Annotated in this window: 13 protein-coding genes and 1 pseudogene; 3 read left to right on the top strand and 11 right to left on the bottom strand. The window is 53.4% G+C overall.

Annotated elements, in window-relative coordinates:
• Positions 1-42: 42 nt before the first annotated feature.
• A pseudogene (locus tag WJU22_RS25260) lies at positions 43-845 on the top strand (SDR family NAD(P)-dependent oxidoreductase).
• A gap of 125 nt (positions 846-970) precedes the next feature.
• Positions 971-2,632: a gliding motility-associated C-terminal domain-containing protein gene (locus tag WJU22_RS25265; protein WP_341840944.1), complete on the top strand. Its 1,662-nt coding sequence runs from the start codon at positions 971-973 to the stop codon at positions 2,630-2,632.
• 70 nt (positions 2,633-2,702) lie between these two features.
• On the opposite strand, the gene WJU22_RS25270 is transcribed toward WJU22_RS25265, so the two are convergent.
• The 7 genes from WJU22_RS25270 to WJU22_RS25300 form a co-directional block, all read right to left on the bottom strand.
• Positions 2,703-3,617: a hypothetical protein gene (locus tag WJU22_RS25270; RefSeq protein ID WP_341840945.1), complete on the bottom strand. Its 915-nt coding sequence runs from the start codon at positions 3,615-3,617 to the stop codon at positions 2,703-2,705.
• 57 nt (positions 3,618-3,674) lie between these two features.
• On the bottom strand, positions 3,675-4,532 hold the full coding sequence (locus tag WJU22_RS25275; RefSeq protein ID WP_341840946.1) for an anti-sigma factor: 858 nt from the start codon (positions 4,530-4,532) through the stop codon (positions 3,675-3,677).
• Between the two features lie 15 nt (positions 4,533-4,547).
• Positions 4,548-5,063 (bottom strand): RNA polymerase sigma factor, encoded by a 516-nt coding sequence (locus tag WJU22_RS25280; protein ID WP_341840947.1) that lies wholly within the window; start codon positions 5,061-5,063, stop codon positions 4,548-4,550.
• A gap of 135 nt (positions 5,064-5,198) precedes the next feature.
• Entirely contained in the window at positions 5,199-5,777 is a 579-nt protein-coding gene (gene def / locus WJU22_RS25285) for a peptide deformylase (protein WP_341840948.1), read from the bottom strand.
• A 46-nt stretch (positions 5,778-5,823) separates the two neighbouring features.
• Positions 5,824-6,237, bottom strand: a complete 414-nt coding sequence (gene ruvX, locus WJU22_RS25290) for a Holliday junction resolvase RuvX (RefSeq protein WP_341840949.1) — start codon at positions 6,235-6,237, stop codon at positions 5,824-5,826.
• 3 nt (positions 6,238-6,240) lie between these two features.
• A complete protein-coding gene (locus tag WJU22_RS25295; protein WP_341840950.1) occupies positions 6,241-7,113 on the bottom strand; it encodes a UbiA-like polyprenyltransferase in 873 nt (290 codons plus the stop codon).
• A gap of 3 nt (positions 7,114-7,116) precedes the next feature.
• Entirely contained in the window at positions 7,117-7,650 is a 534-nt protein-coding gene (locus WJU22_RS25300) for an RNA methyltransferase (protein ID WP_341840951.1), read from the bottom strand.
• Positions 7,651-7,736: 86 nt separating this feature from the next.
• On the opposite strand from WJU22_RS25300, the gene mutS reads away from it, so the two are divergent.
• Positions 7,737-10,334, top strand: coding sequence for a DNA mismatch repair protein MutS (mutS, locus tag WJU22_RS25305; RefSeq protein WP_341840952.1), 2,598 nt, complete (start codon positions 7,737-7,739; stop codon positions 10,332-10,334).
• Positions 10,335-10,486: 152 nt separating this feature from the next.
• Here the strand turns inward: mutS and WJU22_RS25310 are convergent, their stop codons facing one another.
• The 4 genes from WJU22_RS25310 to WJU22_RS25325 all read right to left on the bottom strand — a co-directional run bounded on the left by WJU22_RS25310 (position 10,487) and on the right by WJU22_RS25325 (position 19,595).
• Entirely contained in the window at positions 10,487-12,247 is a 1,761-nt protein-coding gene (locus tag WJU22_RS25310; RefSeq protein WP_341840953.1) for a SusD/RagB family nutrient-binding outer membrane lipoprotein, read from the bottom strand.
• 20 nt (positions 12,248-12,267) lie between these two features.
• Positions 12,268-15,477: a SusC/RagA family TonB-linked outer membrane protein gene (locus WJU22_RS25315; RefSeq protein WP_341840954.1), complete on the bottom strand. Its 3,210-nt coding sequence runs from the start codon at positions 15,475-15,477 to the stop codon at positions 12,268-12,270.
• Positions 15,478-16,382: 905 nt separating this feature from the next.
• Complete coding sequence (locus WJU22_RS25320; protein WP_341840955.1) at positions 16,383-17,585, bottom strand: ROK family protein; 1,203 nt, start codon at positions 17,583-17,585, stop codon at positions 16,383-16,385.
• Between the two features lie 309 nt (positions 17,586-17,894).
• Positions 17,895-19,595, bottom strand: coding sequence for a SusD/RagB family nutrient-binding outer membrane lipoprotein (locus WJU22_RS25325; RefSeq protein ID WP_341840956.1), 1,701 nt, complete (start codon positions 19,593-19,595; stop codon positions 17,895-17,897).
• Between the last annotated feature and the right edge of the window lie 7 nt (positions 19,596-19,602).

Below are 19,602 nucleotides of genomic sequence, written 5' to 3' on the forward strand. Positions count from 1 at the left end.
TGGTTGCCGGTTGATTTCGGTAAGTTCGATAAAACTTTCATTATGTTGTTAGCTGGAAAAACCGCGGTGGTGTACGGTGCGGGCGGATCGCTCGGAGGTGCCGTTGCTGCTGCTTTTGCGAAAGAAGGTGCATTCGTGCATTTGACGGGCCGTAACCTGGATTCGGTGGAACGGACGGCCGATGTTATCCGGAAATCGGGCAGCCGCTGTCATACCGCTGTGGTAGACGCGCTGGATGCGGGCGCCGTTGCCCGGCACCTCGAAGAAACGGGGCGGGTCGATATTTCCTTTAATGCCGTTGGGTGGGAAGACCGGCAGGATCAGCCGCTCGCGGAGATGGCCCCGGAAGACTTCCTGCGGCCGGTGCTCCGCGCGATGGAAACGGAATTCCTGACCTGCACGGCGGCGGCGCGCGCGATGATGAAGCAGCGATCGGGCGTGATATTAACGTTGACGGCTACACCGGGTGGGATCGGATATCCGCATGTGGGGGCTTCGGGCCGGCGTGTTGCGCGGTGGAAAGCCTGACGCGCAACCTCGCTTCGGAACTGGGGCCATATGGCGTGCGTGTGGTGAACATCCGTTCCGGCGGCTCGCCAGACTCGCGCGTGTTCCGGGAGGCGCTGGAGAATGGAGGGGATGTAGTGGCGGGGTTCGTACAAAAAATCGAGGCAGACACCATGTTGAAGAAAATGCCCCTGATGGAAGATATCGCCCAGGCCGCGGTGTTCCTCGCGTCCGACAACGCCAGCAAAATCACCGGCGTTACGCTCGACGTCACCTGCGGTACCACGGCTGCGTTGAATTACGCGATCCCGAAGATCCCGTTCCTACAAAATGCATAATCCTCCATTCCTCATGCCCCCGCGCCTCACAGCCCGGGGGCTAAATATTTTATTAAAAACATTCTACATATCAGAAATTCCGCTAATTTAGCGGTGTCATGGTTCCTATGTTCAACCGATCCGGGGTGCGCCTATTCGCCCTGATCATCTTATTTGTGGCCGTATCTTTTTCCGCCGCCGCGCGGCCACGCCTCACTAACTTCACCTGGAACACCACCTGCCTCAACGACAGCGTCTCCTTCATCATTACCGACGATATCGCCGGCATCGATTCCGTGAAATGGTACTTCGTGAGCCCGCCCGTGAACCGGGAAGATTCCAGCAACCGCATCACCGGCGCAAAATACCGCTACACCACGCCCGGCACCTACTCCGTCACCCTCAAAACCTACCGCAATGGCGTGGAAGACGTGACGGTACAGCAGATCAACATCGTTGCCCCCCAGAACATCGACCTGGGGCCGCAGAACATCACCATCTGCGAAAACACCAACATCACCCTCACCGCCCCCTCCATCCCCGGCGCCACCTACACCTGGTATTACCTTGAAGACACGGTAGTGGGCACCAATACTTTCACCGCCACCGAAATCGGTACCTATCACGTAGCCATCAACGGTTGCCGCGAAATCGACTCCGTCAATCTCTTCATATCCCCCATTCCTACGTTCGACCTCGGACCAGACCGCATCCTCTGCACAGGGGAATTGTTCACCCTCGATGCCACGGCCCAAAATGCCACCTACGTCTGGAACACGGGAGAAACCTCCCCTACCGTGGTAGCTTCCGGCGCTGGCGGCACCTACCGCGTAACGGCCACGATAGACGGCTGCGGGGATTATACCGACGAGGTAAACATCACGTTCACCGGCCCGGCGTTCCCTTTCAGCCTCGGTAACGACACGCTCCTCTGCGCCGGGGAATCCGTTACGCTCGACGCCGCCCGGCCCGGCGCCACCGCCTGGGCATGGAACAACGGCTCCACCAGTCCGCGCGTTACCGTCCGCAGTAACGGCACCTACGCCGTGTTCGTCAACATCAATAACGTTTGCGCAGTCGTTGATACCATCGAAGTGCGATATAGCCGCCTCCGCGATTTCAGCCTGGGGAACGATACCACGCTGTGCCGCGGCAACTTCCTCGTGCTGACGGCCGATCATGGGACGGGTAATTACCTCTGGCAGGATGGCTCCGACCAGGCTACATACCACGTAGACTCCACCGGTTATTACAGCGTTCGCGTACAGATCGGGCGGTGCGTGGAAATGGATACCATCCGCGTTACCTTCCAGGATTCCCTACGGGTTTACCTGGGCGAAGATACCGTGATGTGCGCCGGGGAAACCCTGCTGCTAAGGCCCATGAACGCCGGCATGCAATACAAATGGCAGGATAGCTCCTCCGTCAATACATTCCCCGTTACCCAACGCGGCTGGTATGCCGTGGTGGCGGAAAATGCGTGCAACCGGTCGGTGGATTCCATCCGCGTGAACTTCGCGCCATGCGACTGCCAGCTGTATTTCCCTACCGGTTTCTCCCCCAACGGCGATGGTTACAACGATTTCTTCCGGCCGCGCTTCCGGTGCAACATCGGTCAGTATCGACTGAGCATTTACAACCGCGTCGGCAATTTCATTTTCTTCACGTCAGACCCCACCGTGGGTTGGAACGGGATGCAGAACGGCAAAAACGCAGCCGTGGGCACCTATGTCTGGATGGTGGAATATGTCGATCTCGCCGCCGCGAAATTCTACCGGAAAACCGGCACGATCACTTTGGTACGATAACATTCCCGATAAACGAAAATCCCCTCCAGGCCAGGCCTGGAGGGGATTTTTTTATGATTGGGCGATACCGTCAGTTCCTGAATTCGGAGAAACGCGCGGTGAACACGGCGGTCTCCCGTTTTTTGAAGGGAACGTTCCAGGTGCCGTCGTACGTGATGACGGCGGGCAGCAGGAGATCATCGAGCTTAGTCATTTGCACGTTCATTTTTACGTTGAAATCGAAGATGAGGGTTTTGTACGACAGGGAATACCGGCGCCCTACGATTTCCATGGTTTCCTTGCTGAACCAGGTGATGAGCTCGTCGTACACGATTTCGGCGCGGTCGATGGAATTGAGGTTTTTCTTCATCACGGCCCCGAACACATAGCAATCCGTTCCCGCGAAGGTGCCCGACGTTACGCTGAAATCGTAATAGCGCATGAGGTTGCGGTCGAACACGGCTACTTTGCTGCCGACTACCGGCACGCCGGTGATGGGTTTGCCGGGGTTGAAGATGAGTTGTTTGAGTTGGGAGCGGTGACGGGCGAGGCTCCCTTTCGCCGGGCCGCTTTCGTCGCCGCAAACCGTTCCTTTCGTGAAGAAGAGGTTGGCGTAAAGTTCGGCGGTGTAATAATTGTAATCGCCTTTGCGGTCGTAGAAATTGCCGGTCGTTTTTTCGCTGATCACCTGCATGCTGCGGCAGCCGTTCTGCATGTGCTGCTGGGTGCGGGAAACGAGCGAGGCGATGGTTTTGCCGCCTTTTTTATCGGTGATGCGGATGTCGTTGTCGGCCGTAAACCCTACGATGCGGAGATTCTTGAAAGCGCGGTAAAACGTTGTGTCTTCCTCCACGCGGCGAATGAAACCATTTACGTCGAAGCCTATACGTTTGGCTTTCACGACGTGTTCGTCGAGATTGACGGTCATGCCTTTATATCGGGCGGTATCCTGTGCGGAAGCGGATATGGCGGGGATGACGAGTAGCGTCAGGATGATTTTTCGCATTGCTCAAATGTAAGAATTTCCGGTAAGGCACCTGCAAGAATCGGGCCTGCGGGGTTATCAGCCGGCCACTTTGCCTGCGAGGTACATGGCGGTGAGGGTGGGCGTGGGCGATCCGCCTTTCTTTTCGAGGGTAACGGCGAACATCTGGGCGCCGGGAACGGCTTTCATTTTCTGGAAGCCGGTGGCGGCGCTGCCCATTTCGAACACGCCGGCGTCTACGGGTTTACCGTTGACGATGCTCCACAGTTGGTACTGCTGATCGGCGGCGGGCTCGGGGAGGTTATGAACGGTGAGGAGAACTTCCTGTGTTTTCTGGTTCCAGTAAACGGTGGCGAGCAGGCCGGGCCTGGTGGGCGTAACCGTGTACATGTTGACCGTTTTCATGTTGCGGATAGTGGTGAGCATGGTCTGGCTTTCCTCCATCCGGGTTTGGAAGGTTTTGTTTTCGGCGAGCATGGTCTCCTTTTCGAGGACGATCGCTTCGTACTTCGCTTTCCATTCGTTCTGCTGGCCGGATTGCTGGAAGATGTAATATCCGCAACCGATGAGCCCGGCGATGGCGGCGGCGGCCACTACCCTCCATGCGGGATGCACGAGTTGCAGGGGCTTGCGCTCACGGGGAACTTCGGCCTCATAGGCGTATGCGGGCACGGGGCCTGCGGCCATGACGTCTACCATTTCGGCAGACTGGTCATTATTGATGAGGAGGAATAATTTATCTTTTTCAGTGGGCGGCGGCGGAACGCTCTGCATTTCGACATACCGTTCCATATCGAGCTGAACCGCGTCTACGGCGGCTTTCAGCTCCGGCGACTGGGCCATGGCGCTGTGCAGGTCCCGAACCTCAGGGTCGGTGGCCAGCCCGGCGACGTAGCTTTCAATGATACCGGATGATATGTAACGTTGAACGTCCACTTTGCTATTTACTGATTACAACTGTTTTAAAATGTTGCGCAACTGGATAATGGCGTTGCGCATCCGTGTCTTCACCGTTCCCAATGGAATATCCAGCAACCTGGCGATTTCTTCCTGGGTGCACCCCTTGTAGTAGGCAAGATCAATAATCGTCCGCTGTTCTTTGCTCAGCTTTTCCAGCACCTTGGTGAGGCCAAGATGATCCACGGATGGATGAACTGCAAGCTGACTTGTTTGTAGATATACGTCATTCGTGAGTTCATGGATTTTTTGATCCAGCTTGTGGGCTTTGGAACGGAGTGTGTCTATGGCGGTATTGCGGGCTATATTGAGCATCCAGGTAAACAGACGCCCCTTCTCTGTGTCGTATTTTTCTATCCCCCGCCAGATTTTTAAGAATACTTCCTGCAATACATCACTGGCAGCATTTTCATCATTGAGCACTTTCAGCACCACACCATACAGCGCAGGCGAATAGTGATCGTACAGGTACCCGAATATCTGCTGGTCTCTCGCGCGGAGGCCTTGCACCAGTTCGATTTCGGTATATGTATTAGAGGTTCCCAAGTGTTGGATTCGGAAATAGTGGCCCTAAAATAATAAAAATTATTACAATATCAATTAATCAGGCATAAATATATTTTTTAATGCCTTTTCTTGAAGGGATTATTTGGGGAAGATCATCTTATAATCCACACGGATCTTTCCTTTGGAAATATCGTCGAGGCGGCTTTTGATGAGGCGCTTCTTCAGCGGTTTCAGGTAATCGATGAACAGTTTGCCCTCGATGTGGTCGTATTCATGGAAAATCACCCGGGCCGTTACGCCATGGAAGGTTTGCTCGTGCGGCTGGAAGTTTTCGTCTACATACCGCAGCGTCACTTTTTCGGGACGGTACACATCTTCCCGCACTTTCGGGATGCTGAGGCATCCTTCGTTATACGCCCAATCGTCGCCATCGGTATCAACGATGTGCGCGTTGATGAACACCTGCTTCACACCCTTATCACCCGGAAAATCGTTCTGCTCGTCTTCCTCCAGGTTATCGATGATCTGCTTGCTGTCGATCACGAACAGGCGGATCGGCTTGTTGATCTGCGGCGCAGCCAGGCCCACCCCGTTGGAGGCGTACATGGTTTCCCACATATTATCGATCAATTGCGGCAGATTCGGGTAATCGGGCGTGATGTCCGGACAAACTTCCCGGAGCACGGCAGCTCCATAGGCTACGATTGGTAATATCATTGTTAATGCTAATCTGTTGGAAAATGCAAATTTACGAAAATTCCGGTCATCCGTTGAACTGAAGGTATTCCTGCAGCAGGATCGTGGCGCTGATCTCGTCTACAAGTCCCTTCTGCTGGCGGTCTTTCTTCTTCAACCCGCTGTCCAGCATACTCTGGAAAGCCATTTTGGAAGTGAATCGCTCATCCATCTGCTTAAGAGGCATTTCCGGGAAGTGCTTTTTCAGGATGCGGATGCACTCCTGCACCAGGGCCGTCGCGTCTGTCGCGGAACCGTCCAGGTTGCGGGGCATACCGATGATGATCAGCTCCACCGCTTCCCCAGCGAAATACTTCTTTAAATAAGGAATCAGCTCATGCGAAGGCACCATCCCCAACCCGGTGGCGATCATCTTCAAAGGGTCGGTCACCGCCAGTCCCGTACGTTTCTTGCCATAATCGATGGCCATTATTCTCGGCATTCGTCAGTTTTTGAAAATAAACATATCGGCGATGGCGAACACGGCGTATACGACGCTCGCGATCCCGTTGGAAGTCATGAAAGCGATGTTCACCCGGCTCAGATCGTCGGGTTTCACCAGTTTATGCTGCGTGATCAGCATGCCGATGAATACGGCCGCCCCGATCCAGTACACCCAGTGGAACCCGCCCATGAGCCCGATGGCGATGGCCAGCGCCGCCGTGATGACGTGCAGCACTTCCGAAAACCGGAGCGCACCGGGCTTGCCCAGCCATGCGGGAATGCTGTGCAACTGCTGCGAACGGTCGAAATCTTCGTCCTGCAGGCTATATATAATGTCGAACCCGCTCACCCAGCAAAGCACCATCACGCTCAGGAGCACCGGCAGCAGGCTGAAATAACCCGTTACCGCGAGGAAAGCCCCGATGGGCGCGAGCGACAGCCCCACACCGAGCACCAGGTGGCAAAGCGGCGTGAAGCGTTTGGTATAGCTGTATCCCAACACCACGATAATGGCTACCGGCGACAGGAAAAAGCAGAGCAGGTTAATGAACCAGGTGGTAGCCATGAACAGGACCACGTTGCCGATAATGAAATACAGCGCGTTGCCGGGGCTGATGATGCCCGCGGGGATCTCGCGCTTGGCGGTGCGGGGGTTGCGGCGGTCGATTTCCGCGTCGAGCCAGCGGTTGAACGCCATGGCGGCGCTTCTCGCAAAAACCATACAAAGTACCACCAGCCCGAAAAGCTTCAGACTGAAGGGCTCCCCTGCCCAGGTGACCGCCAGGAAAAAGCCGGTCAGCGCGAAAGGCATGGCGAAAATGGTGTGGCTGAATTTAACGAGCGACAGGTAATTCCGGATAGTCTGAGATGCCATGGTCTATTGAGCTTTGGTCAGTTTACAAAAAAGGTCCCAGATAACGATCCCCGTGCTGACGGAGATGTTGAGGGAATGTTTCATCCCGAGCTGCGGGATTTCGATACAGCCATCGGCCAGTTGCATCACGGCCGGGTCAACCCCGCTCACTTCGTTCCCGAAAACCAGCGCCAGTGGCTTGTCTGCCGGCTGAAAACCATCGAGCATCACGCTGCTGGCGGCCTGTTCGATGGCGATGATGGCGAAACCCTCGGCCTTGAGGGCTTCCACGGCTTCCACGGTAGAAGCGAAATACTGCCATTCAACCGTATCGGTGGCGCCCAGCGCGGTTTTCTGAATGTCGCGGTGCGGGGGAACGGGCGTGTACCCGCACAGGGCGACGCCCTGGAGAAGGAACGCGTCGGCCGTCCGGAACACGGAACCTACGTTGTGCATGCTTCGTACATTATCCAATACCACTACGAGCGGCGTCTTGTCTGCCGCCTTGAATTCCGCGACCGATTTCCGGCCAAGCTCGTCCATTTGTAACTTCCGCATGCCGCAAAGATACTTCAAGGGGGCATATTGCCCTCATTTTTTCCACCGTCCATCGCCCTTCGCCTCCGGCGCCCTATATTTGCCGCATGGCTAAAAGCAAAACGGAAGAAACGCCCCTGATGCAGCAGCACAACGCCATCAAAGCCCGGTATCCGGATGCCGTGCTGCTTTTCAGGGTGGGAGATTTTTATGAAACGTTCAACCAGGACGCCGTTATCGCGTCGAAAGTACTCGGTATCGTGCTCACCAAAAGGGCCAACGGCTCCGCTTCGTTCGTGGACCTGGCCGGTTTCCCGCACCATTCGCTGGACTCCTACCTCCACAAACTCGTAAAAGCCGGGCATCGCGTGGCGGTGTGCGACCAGCTGGAAGACCCGAAAACCGTGAAGGGCATCGTGAAGCGCGGGGTGACCGAAATGGTGACGCCCGGCGTGGCCGTCAACGATAAAATCCTCGAAAACAGCCAGAACAACTTCCTGGCCGCCGTTCATTTCGGGGGAGACGTGACCGGCGTGGCTTTCCTCGATATTTCCACCGGCGAGTTCTACATCGCGCAGGGCAGCCTTGAATATATCGACAAATTGCTGCAATCGTTCCGCCCCGCAGAAGTCATCTTCGCGCGGCAACAGCAGAAGCATTTCCGGCAAACGTTCGGGTCGAGGTTTTATACCTATAACCTCGACGAGTGGATTTTCACGGGCACCTACGCCCGCGAGATCCTGCTCAAGCATTTCGAAACGCATAACCTGAAAGGGTTCGGTGTGGAGGAACTGGGTGAAGCGATCATCGCCGCAGGCGCCACCATGCATTATCTCAAAGACACTGAGCATCCCAACCTGCAGCATATTACCAGCTTGCAGCGCATCGACCAGGATGATTTCCTGTGGATGGACCGCTTTACCATCCGCAACCTCGAGCTGCTGCAAAGCACCGTGGAGCAAGGGAAATCGCTCATCGGCACGCTCGACCATACGCTTACGCCCATGGGCGCGCGCCTGCTCAAACGCTGGATCGTGTTCCCCCTTCGCGACATTCAGAAGATCAACGAAAGGCTCGATGCCGTGGAAACCCTCATCCGCGAAACCGACCTCACCCATAAATTACAACTGCACCTCCGCAACGTGGGCGACCTCGAAAGGCTGGTGTCCAAAATCCCGCTCCGCAAGATCAATCCGCGCGAAGTGATGCAGCTGGCCAGGGCGCTGAAAGAAGTGGAAGACGTTTCCGCCCTCCTCGGCGACGTGCAAGACCCCATGCTGCGGCAGTTACAGGAACAGCTCGATCCCTGCAGGCCTATCCTGGACAGGATTTTGCAGCAGATTTCCGATAACCCGCCCGTGCTGGCTAACAAAGGCGGCGTGATCCGCGAAGGGGTAGACGCTACGCTCGACGATCTCCGCGCCATCGCCTCCAGCGGCAAGGAATACCTGCTCCGCATCCAGCAGCAGGAATCCGAGGCAACGGGGATCCCTTCCCTCAAAGTGGCGTTCAACAACGTGTTCGGGTATTATCTCGAAGTGACCAACACGCACAAGAACAAGGTGCCCGACAACTGGATCCGCAAGCAAACCCTCGCCAACGCCGAACGTTACATCACGCCGGAGCTGAAGGAATATGAAGAGAAAATCGTAGGCGCGGAAGATAAGATCATGGCGCTGGAAATACAGCTGTACGATGCGCTGATCCTCGCCCTGCAGGAATTCATCGTGCCCGTGCAGCGCAACGCACAGGCCCTTGCGCGGCTCGACTGCCTCCATTGCTTCGCGCATAACGCCGTGCAGTTCAAATACCGCCGGCCGGTGGTGAACGACGGTTTCCAGCTGAACATTACCGAAGGCCGCCACCCCGTGATCGAACAGGGATTGCCGCCGGGGGAAAGCTACGTCAACAACGATCTGTTGCTCGATCACGAGCAGCAGCAGGTGATCATCCTCACCGGGCCCAACATGTCGGGTAAATCGGCATTGCTGCGGCAAACGGCGCTCATCACGCTCATGGCGCACATGGGCAGTTTCGTGCCTGCCAGCGCGGCGGAAATCGGGCTGACCGACAAAATATTCACCCGCGTCGGCGCGAGCGACAATCTCAGCGGCGGGGAATCGACCTTCATGGTGGAGATGAACGAAACGGCGAGCATCATCAACAACATTTCGCCGCGCAGCCTCATCATCCTCGACGAGATCGGCCGGGGAACGAGCACCTACGACGGGATTTCCATCGCCTGGAGCATCGTGGAGTACCTGCACGATATGACGGAACACCGTCCCAAAACCCTTTTCGCCACGCACTACCACGAACTGAACGAACTGGAGAACACGCATTCCCGCGTGAAAAACTTCCATATCACCAATAAAGAAGTCGGCAACAAGATCATCTTCCTCCGGAAACTGGCGCCGGGCGGCAGCAGCCAAAGCTTCGGTATCCACGTGGCCCGTATCGCCGGGATGCCGCCACAGCTCATCAAGCGGGCAAATGAAATCCTCTCCCAGCTGGAAAGCCAGCATATCGAGGCGCCCATGGAGCAGATCGCCGCGCCGGTGCAGAAGATGCAGCTCAGCATTTTCGATTCGCACAGCGATACGTTCAAGGCCATCCGTGAAAAGCTCAGCGAGATGGACATCAACCGCCTCACGCCCGTGCAGGCTTTGATGAAACTGAGCGAGATCAAGGACATGCTGCAATAATCCTTTTCGACCGAACGCATAAAGGGGCGACTAAGAAATTAGTCGCCCCTTGCTTTTTGAACGGCAGCTGTAATAATTCCGGCCGTACCTTAAAAAAGCAGGGGCCGGCTTTTCAGCCGGCCCCTGTATGCATTGTCTACAATTCACTTATCTTATTCGTAGTTGTAATTGTCCCAATACGGTTTAACGCCTCTCAGTGCGGTAGGCACCCAGAATATCGGGGTGGTGAAGTTATCCTGGCTCTTAACGGTAGCGTAGTTGTCAGGATTGGTCTGCTGCTCTGAAGTAGGATATCTCAAACGTTCCGGGAGCGGCTTCATCACTTTGGCGTTGAAGGTCATGGGCTCCAGTTTGGGATGGCGCGTCCTTCTCAATTCTGCCCATAATTCGTAAGGGCACATGAGGTTCAGGTGGATATACTTCTGCTGCATGATCAATTCCATCTTATCCTCTACGTTCCCTCTGCTGTTGAACCTGGTAACAATGGAGTCAGCAAAGGTACCGATAACAGCTGCGGAAGGTTTGGCAGGATGCATAATCGGATTTCCTGCGGCAAAGGGGCTGTTCTTGTTCAGCGTATACCAGAAATCCGTGGAATGGCTGATCGCGTCTTTAATATGCTCTGCGGCCGTTTTCCCGGTTGCGCCGAGATTTTTGAGGGCCACTTCCGATAACAACAGGTCCGTTTCCGCCAACGACATCATATACACCGGAAATGTTTCGTTACGTGCAAACGTAGCGAGGCTATACATGGAACGGGAGTTCTGTTTCAAGTGCTCGGCCAATTCGCCATACGGGCCGCCGGTATAATACCTTTCGCCGGCAACATAGGCAGCTTTCTGGCCATCAGCGTTCATGTTTACGCCACGATAGTCCAATATAGCCGGAATGGCAGTAAATTCGCTGAACTTCGTAGGCATTGCCAGAACGGGCAGCCGCGGGTCGTCGATACCCGGCTCGTAACGGGGATTGTTCCGGCTAATCCTCCGCATGATAATATCGGGGATGAATGTGGCGGGCCAGCCTTCGCTGATACCGCGGATCCATTCGCCGCCACCATTGCCCATCAAAGCATATGGCATGGCCCATACCTGGTCTGCCGTGGGAAGATTTTTCTTGGAAAGTACATCCTGGATATGCCCTTTGGCAAACGCTTCCTCAACTCCTGAAATCCTTACTGCAAATTTCAGCCGGATGGCATTGATGTATTGCACCCATGCGTTTACATCGCCACGGAACGCAATATCCTGTGTATTGAATACTGCTTTCGCGGATACGGACATTTTATCATATTCCCCGGGCAGCTCATTTGATATTTTTTTCAGCTCATCCAACACGCTTTTATAGATTTCCTTCGGATCGTCATATTTGGGGAAAAACAGCCTGTCTTTGCCCTTGAACGCTTCCGAGTAGGGAATACCATTATAAAAGTCAACCGCCAGCAACGCCGCATAATCCTTCATCACGGTTGTAAGCGAGTAGTAGATCTTGTTATCGTCCAGCTCGGCGCCAGTTACCGTTGCGATATTGTCTTTAATAACGGCCCACGCGTTTACGCTGCCGTAGAAGGCGCCCAGCCTGTTCTGCCAAAGCTGGTTTTCGGAACCGAAGGCCGTAGTGCCGGTAAGGTCGTCGAAAGTCGAGAACCAGGCGTACCGGTCGGTAATATAGCGCTGACATACCTGTGAGTAACCGGCAACGCCCATCGAACCGGTGCCAGCCAGCTCCCACCACCATTCGCCATAATCCTGCACATACAGCTTCCAGGAGTAGAGGGTTTTGGTGAACATCCCGGCAAACAGGTTACCGGTTTTGTCATAGTTTTCCGGGTTGGGGAATTCTTTTTCAAGCGACTTCTTGCAAGACGAAAGCGCTATTGAAAATGCAATTATCCCTATGATTATCTTTTTCATGATTTTCCTTTTGAAGCTTTTTAGAAACTAACATTTACACCGAAACTGAAGGACCTGATAGAGGGATAGAATGAATTCTCGATATATCCCTGTGCACCCAAAGCTCCTTCCGGATCTACGTTGGGCAAGGTCTTATAAATATATCCCAGGTTTCTTGCTGCAGCAGTCAGCGAAAGTTTCTGCAACTTCAGCATATTCGAAACTCTCTTGGGCAGTGCGTATTCGAGGGAAAGCTCGCGCAGTTTGATGTAATCGTTTTTGAACAGGCGGTCCGGAGGCCAGGAAGTGCCAAGGTCGTTGATATAGGTCTGGTAGTAAGACGGAGCGCTGATGATGCGATCGTTCTTTTCAAAAGTGGTAGAACCGCCCGTAGTCACTTCCTTCATGCCATCCAGCACGATACCGTCGTGGTAAACGATACCATCGCGTGCATTACCGGGAGCCGGTTTATTGTGTTCCCATTTCACATTGGCGCCGGAAGTATTATCTACGTAATAGGCCAATCCACCGGATGCTTCATCCCTGCCGGCAACCGATGCCTTGATCACGCCCGTACCCATGAGGTAGTTGTTAGTGTAGGAGAAGATGGTGCCACCGAATTTGTAATCGATGCCGATATGGAAATTGAAGCCTTTAAACGAGAAGTCGCTGTACAAACCGCCAAACACTTTGGGGTTTACGTTCCTGCCGGTGTTGGTCACCTGATCGCTCAGTGCATACAAACCATTTTCGCCAACGATCTTGTTGCCATCGGGTGTGCGTTTGTAGTCATACGCACGGATTTCACCTATGCGCTCCCCTTCTTTTGCCCAAACCTGGAACCCGGAGTTGCCGTCAATGTATTTCTGGGTAATGCCGGGATACAGCTTCTTAACCTTGGAAAACTGGTTAGCAGCCGTAAAAGTCAAATCCCAGCGGTATTTCGAGGTAGCGAGCGGTGCTCCTTTGATCAAGAGCTCGAGGCCCCAGTTTTTCACGTTACCGGTATTGATTTTTGCCGAGGTGTAGCCGGTTGCCGGTGTGATCGGCTGTTGTACGATCTGATCGTACACATTGTTGGTGTAGAAAGAGAAGTCGATCTCAACACGGCTTCTGTCAAACCATCTTGTATTGAAGCCCATTTCAAATTCACGCTTCCGGAAGGGTTTCAAAGGCTCCAGGAAGAGTGCCGAAGGAGGCGTTACGGAAGTAGGCCCATAACCGTAGGGAAGCTGGCCCACGCTGTATGCATCGTTGGCGAAATACCTGTTGCCAACCGCTGTGGTAGGCCCACCACCTACGTCTGCCCATGCGAAACGGAGCTTACCGTATTGGAGGTAGGGAACTTTAAAGTCGTTCGAGAAATTATAGGTGAGCGACACGCCCGGGTAGAAGTAAGAGTAGTTTGGTGCCTGCAGCGTGGAGTTCCAGTCGTTCCTTGCCTGCAATTCCAGGTAGAACGTTTCTCTCCAGGAAAGCGTTGCAGAGCCTAATGCGCTATACAATGCGTCGGAGCCCCTGCTCAAACCGGATACTTTGCCTCTGTCGCCAGAGGTAGGCCAGAACCTTGTATCTGCGTTGCCGAGCGAAAACCAGTCGGGGAAAATCAGGCCCATATCGCCAGTGGAGGAGTACATATTGTTCTCAGACACTTTCTGATAAGCACCGCCACCGAAAGCGAAGAAACTGAAATCCTTGCTGAAGTCTTTTTCATATTTCAACAGGGCCTGGTAGTTCTGTACGGTCATGTTCCGTTTGGTCCAGCTGTACTTACCACCTACCCTTACTGGTGCCATGCGGATGATTTTATTTTCGGTAATGAAATCCGTATTGGTATAATCCAATGAAGCCTGCGCAATCATGGATATATTTTTTGTAAACTGGAGCGTAGACCGGATAGAGCTTACGAGGTGCAACTTTTTGTCCTGATCTTTATTATCATTTTGCTCCCACATGATCCCTGCAACTGCGTTAGGCCATAAACCGGGGGAGTTAGCTTGAAGCCCCCAGGGCTCCAGGTCTCTTCTAAAGCCTTCCGCGTCGTGGTAGAACGATTTCATCCAGTTATAGTCATAGTCCCTGTTCAGACCCGTTGCTACAAACTGTTGAATGTTGGGGCGACGGTTTTTCGTTTGCACGCTGTACAGGTTATTTACGAATTCAAAAGTTGCGAACGGCGAAACCTTGAAATTACCGTTAAAGCTGAAGGTATTGTTCTTCTGTGTAAACCCTGGAATTACGTCTTCGTAGGTATTGCGGGTGTAGGAAGCTCTCACGCTACCCATAGCACCGCCTCCCGAAATCGCAACGTTGGTGCGGTTCGACAATGCGGTATTAAAGAAATCGATAAAGTTATTGGGATAAGCTTTGTAAGTGCCCATGGTGCTATCGTAGAGCATCACTTTGCTGTTATCGAACCTGGGCCCGAAACTGAGGCGGTTCTTCGGAAGTACCCTTGTATTTACCCCGTTGAGCACCGTGTATTGGGTATCGCGTACCGAGGCGCCCGTTCCGAATTCATTTTGAAAATCAATGAAGGTAAACGGTTTGTCAACAGTAATCTGGTGAGACACCTGAATGCCGAGCCCTCTTGTCTGTTTCCCGTTTTTCGTAGTGATGAGCACCACGCCATTGAGCGCCTGGCTGCCGTAAAGCACGGTAGCTTTTGCGCCTTTGAGGATTTCTATCGATTCGATATCGTCGGAGTTGATGTCGTTCACGCCAGATCCGTAGTCGAAAGAGTTGAGCGGGTCATATCCCCTGCTTTCCATCGAAGTTTTTTCATCATACAGCGGCACACCATCCACTACGAACAACGGCCTTGTGTTCGTATTCGATTCCAGACCGGCAGCGCCGCGGATACGCACGTTCACACCGCCGGTGGGGCCCGACGAGGAAATGTTGATTCCCACGCCTGCGGCCTTGCCATACAAGGCGAGGAAGGGGTTCAAAGTGGCGCCGGCTTTCGTCAGGTCTTCCCCTTTGATCGTGGAGATAGCGTACCCAACGGCTTTCCGTTCCCTTTTAATGCCGAGAGCGGTTACCACCACATCGTCCAGGCCGACGGCGCTCGTTTCGATCACGACGTTCACTTCGTTGCTCTGGCCGAGCGTAATCTCCTGGGGCTTGAAGCCGATGGAGCTAAAAACCAATATGGCATTGGGTTTATCAGTGGTAATGCTGTATTTCCCGTTTGCATCGGTAGCGCCACCAGTGGAGGTACCTTTAACGAGAATCGTGACCCCAGGCACGGCTTCTCCATTTACATCGGTAACCCTTCCCGAGATTGTTCGTTTTTGCTGAGCCATCGCAATGCCCACCCAAAAACAAAATAACAGGATCATTGAGATCCGCCGTTTTGCATCTTTCATGTTGCAGTTGTTTTAGATTAGAAAGTTTAATAGCGATTTGTCTATGTTTGGTTGATTAATACATCGAAGCCCATCCGGGCCGTTCCCTTTCAAACTGATCCTGGTTGTTTCAGCTGATGTTCCAATTTGTTCACTGTCTGTATTTTGATTGATTATTCATGCATAGCAGCATTCTTTCGGGCCGAATTTAATCGACCGATGGCGTCATGTGTGATGATGCGTTCTTGTTCACCGTTGATAATTGATTGATAACTAATACAAAGTAGCAATTGGCAGGCCTATACTTGTTCACCGGGATGCGATAACGCCCAACGATGCCGACCGCTGTTACGATCAACACGACTGTCTGTTACTGCATCAAAACCCATTCTTCGGGACCTTCTTGTTCACTGATACTGAATGTATAGGGGATGCCAAATCTGCCCGTTGTCAATTGTTCATCTGTTTTTGATTTAAAGCCCCATCTGCGGGCGTGCTCCGTTCACTGATCCTGGTTGTATCTGGTAGCCCTATTACTACATCATAGCCCAATCTGCGGGCGTGCTCCTTTCACTGATTCTGGTTGTATTTGGGATGCCAATTCTATCTGTCGTCAATTGTCCATCTATAATTTTAGTTGCCTCTACTTCTTCCAAGCCTTCTTTCGGCTTTTTCCTTTCGTCTGATTCTGGTTGTAAAAAATATATTAATATTCGTTCACTATTATTATTCGACTACATATTGCTTCTCTATAATGCTTTCGCCGGGAATTTTACCTTCCCGCCTGACGATGTTCGCGCGGGTGATCATACCAACACGCGGTCCACCTTATTTTTCACCGGTTGCCTGTCAAAATTTTCAATGACCAACGCCGCTGCACCGATCAGTTCTGCGCGTTGATGGAATGCAGACACGGTTAATTCCGATTTGGATGCCAGCCGCGGTATGCAATAATGGTTAATTGCCTGCTGTACCGGCGCCAGCCAGAGTTTGCCCGCTGAAGCCCCCCGGCCGCTCAGTACGATCAATTCGGGATTGAGCACATGAATGAGGATGGCAATCCCCTTTCCGATGTTATAGCCGGCTTCCGAAAGCAGTTCTACAGCGAAGGTATCGCCCTGAATAGCTGCATTGATAATTGCATGGCAGGCTTCCTCAATATCTTCAGGCAAGGCTTCCATGGTAGAAACGCGCCCTTTTTTCAATCCTTCCACTGCCTTTTCGATGACTACCAGCATGGATGCTTCGGTTTCCAGGCAACCACTTTTGCCGCAGGCGCACAATTTATTATTAACGAAAAGCGGGATATGGCTGAACTCCCCGGCAAACCCCGTGCATCCACGGAACAAAACGCCATTCAAAACGAGCCCCAGGCCTATCCCCCAGTTAATATTGATCACCATTACGTCGTTCCGGCCCCGGGCCGCGCCCAGCCTGAATTCCGCCAATGCGATCAGACTGGAGTCGTTGTCTATGTGGACCGGTATCCCTACCCGCTTCTCCAAAAAATCGACGATGCTGGTCTGGGTTTCCAGGAAGGAATAGTTGATCCCTTTGGAGACGTCCACAAAACCAGGCATCCCGATGCCCATCCCAATGATTTTATCGCGGGCGATCGTCGAATTGTCGATGAACCGGTTCAGCTGATTGGCCAATGTTTCCAGCACATCCGGATTCTTCGCCAACGGCAGCCCGATTTTTTCGGTGCAGATAATATCGCAATTCTGCATATCGATGACGGCCATGCGCGTCACCAACTGGTCCATCGCCACCGATACCACATACATCTTGCCCGGTTTTAGGGCATATATCTGTGGCCGCCTGCCGCCGGAAGAAGGTGCATATCCCTTTTCCTCCACCAGCCCCTCATTCACCAGTTCACCCAACAGGCGGACCGTCACGGGCATGCTTTTATCTATCCGCGAACTGATCTCCGTACCAGACAAGGCATTGCCGAAGCAGAGCTCCTTCAAAATCCTTTGTTTGTACAGGTCAGTTTTGCTTAACATTAACTTAAAGGTAAAAAGAAATGGAATAAATAACAATTGTCTGAAGAAAAATCGCAAAAGTTAATACTACTTCCTAAAAATATCACAAAGTCCAACTAGAAAAGAATAAGTTGCCGGCACTTCCGTACCTATAATTATAAAGTATTGTAGCTGAAGTCGCTAAAGCAAACGGCGAATATCCGGCCGGCGGCGCAACAGGATAAGCTGAACACCACCGTTATATTAAATAAAATTACAGTACATCATGACAAACAAAAGGGGCCGACCAAAATAAATTGGTCAGCCCCCTTTTATCATTATTAACTGTGGCTATTTTTTATCCCACCAAACACGGCCGGTGATTTCTTCCACGGCGGTGCCATATTCGCCGCCGGCGATCATTTCCTGCACGGCTGCGTTGTAGTTCGGGCGGTTGAGCGTCTGCGGCACCGGGAGGGCCCAGCGGCGCGGGGTTTCACGGGTGGTTCCGTCTGCCACGAACGCTTCGCGGTTCAGGATGCCGCCCACTTTGGGATACCCCAGGCGTTTCCAGCTGCCCCAGGCTTCCCAGGGTTGCTTGAAGTGGTTCAGGTATTGCTGGATGCCGATTTTCTCGAGCAGCACTTCCGTAGTACCTGTGAATGCCACGTTCGGTTTGGCAAGGTAGGCATCGATATCCGCTTCGTTGATGGCCGCGAATTCCACGATGTTCGCGTCTTTGCCCATTTGCTCATAAGCACGGATGGAAGCTTTCACTCCTTTCACGTACCAGGCCTGCGCATCTTCGGTGGAGATACCACGCACCGACAGCTCGGATATCAGGAAGCACATTTCGGCGTAGGAAGCGATCGGCTGCGTGTAACGGCCGTCGCCAGCGCCATCCGAACCGAGGTCGAACAGGCGGTTCTGGTAAGTGGAGAGCGTATCGTAGTTAACGGTTAAAGAAGCCCCGTTTTCCGTGATCTGGTAGCTCTTCACACCAAACAACTTCGCGTTGGCGGGCAGCTTGGACGCATCCGGAGAAGCCGGAACACCCACGTACTGGCGGGGGTTCCAGGTGGCGGACGCAGGGAACGCGCCGCCTGCTTTCAGCCGGTTGAACACAGACTGGGTAAAGGCGTTCTTCTTGAAGAAGAGTGCCAGGCGCGGATCGGCGTTATCGTACAGGTAATTCACGACGGCCTGGCCACCGCGGGTAGCGAAGCCCTGCGCATTCCAGTTACCGCCACGGGCGAAGTTCTGGTTACCGGAAATGAATTTCCATTCTTCCGCGTTACCGGCGAAAAGGCCTGCAGGGCTGGCCAGTACTTCGGCCACGATCTGACGGGTCTTCTGCTGGTCGCGCTCCAGGAGGCGCATGGCGATTTTGAGGCGCAGCACGTTGGCGGCTTTTGCCCATTTCGCAGCGTCTCCGCCATAGAACACGTCGGCATTACCGAAGCTGATCTGTCCGGCGGCGGGCGTTGTCAGCGCGGCGATCGCGCCTTTGAGCTCGGCATCGAACTGTGCGTACAGTGCAGCCTGGTTATCGTATTTCGGCGTGAAGTTCTGATCGGTGCGGGCGCCCATGGCCTCGGAGTAGGGAATGCTGCCATTCACGTCTGTCGTGCGCCAGGCGCCCCATACCTTGTGTACGGTGGCGATAGCGGCGATGTGCGCGTAGCGGGCCCTTTCTTCCCCCGCCATGGCATTTACCTGGCGCTGGATATCGGCCAGGTTGCGGCCGAAGTCGTTATAGAACGCAGAGTAAAACCCGTTTACGTTGGAAACCAGGTTGAAAATGGAAGCCGGGTTACCGTTCGGGTAAGATACGGTGAACTGCATCCAGGGCATGATGTATGAATAGTTATCGTAGAACCACTCGAAATCGCGGTCTACCATCGTTTTTTGTGTCAGCGTGATGAGTTGCTCCGGCTTCATGTCTTTGCTGATTTCCGGGCTCGTGTTCATCTCGGCAAAGTCGCGGGTGCAGGCGGAAGCGAAAGTAGCCAGTGCCAGCGCACCCATTCCGAATTTATGCATTGCTTTCATGATAATC

The sequence above is a fragment of the Chitinophaga caseinilytica genome (assembly GCF_038396765.1).
GTDB lineage: Bacteria > Bacteroidota > Bacteroidia > Chitinophagales > Chitinophagaceae > Chitinophaga > Chitinophaga caseinilytica.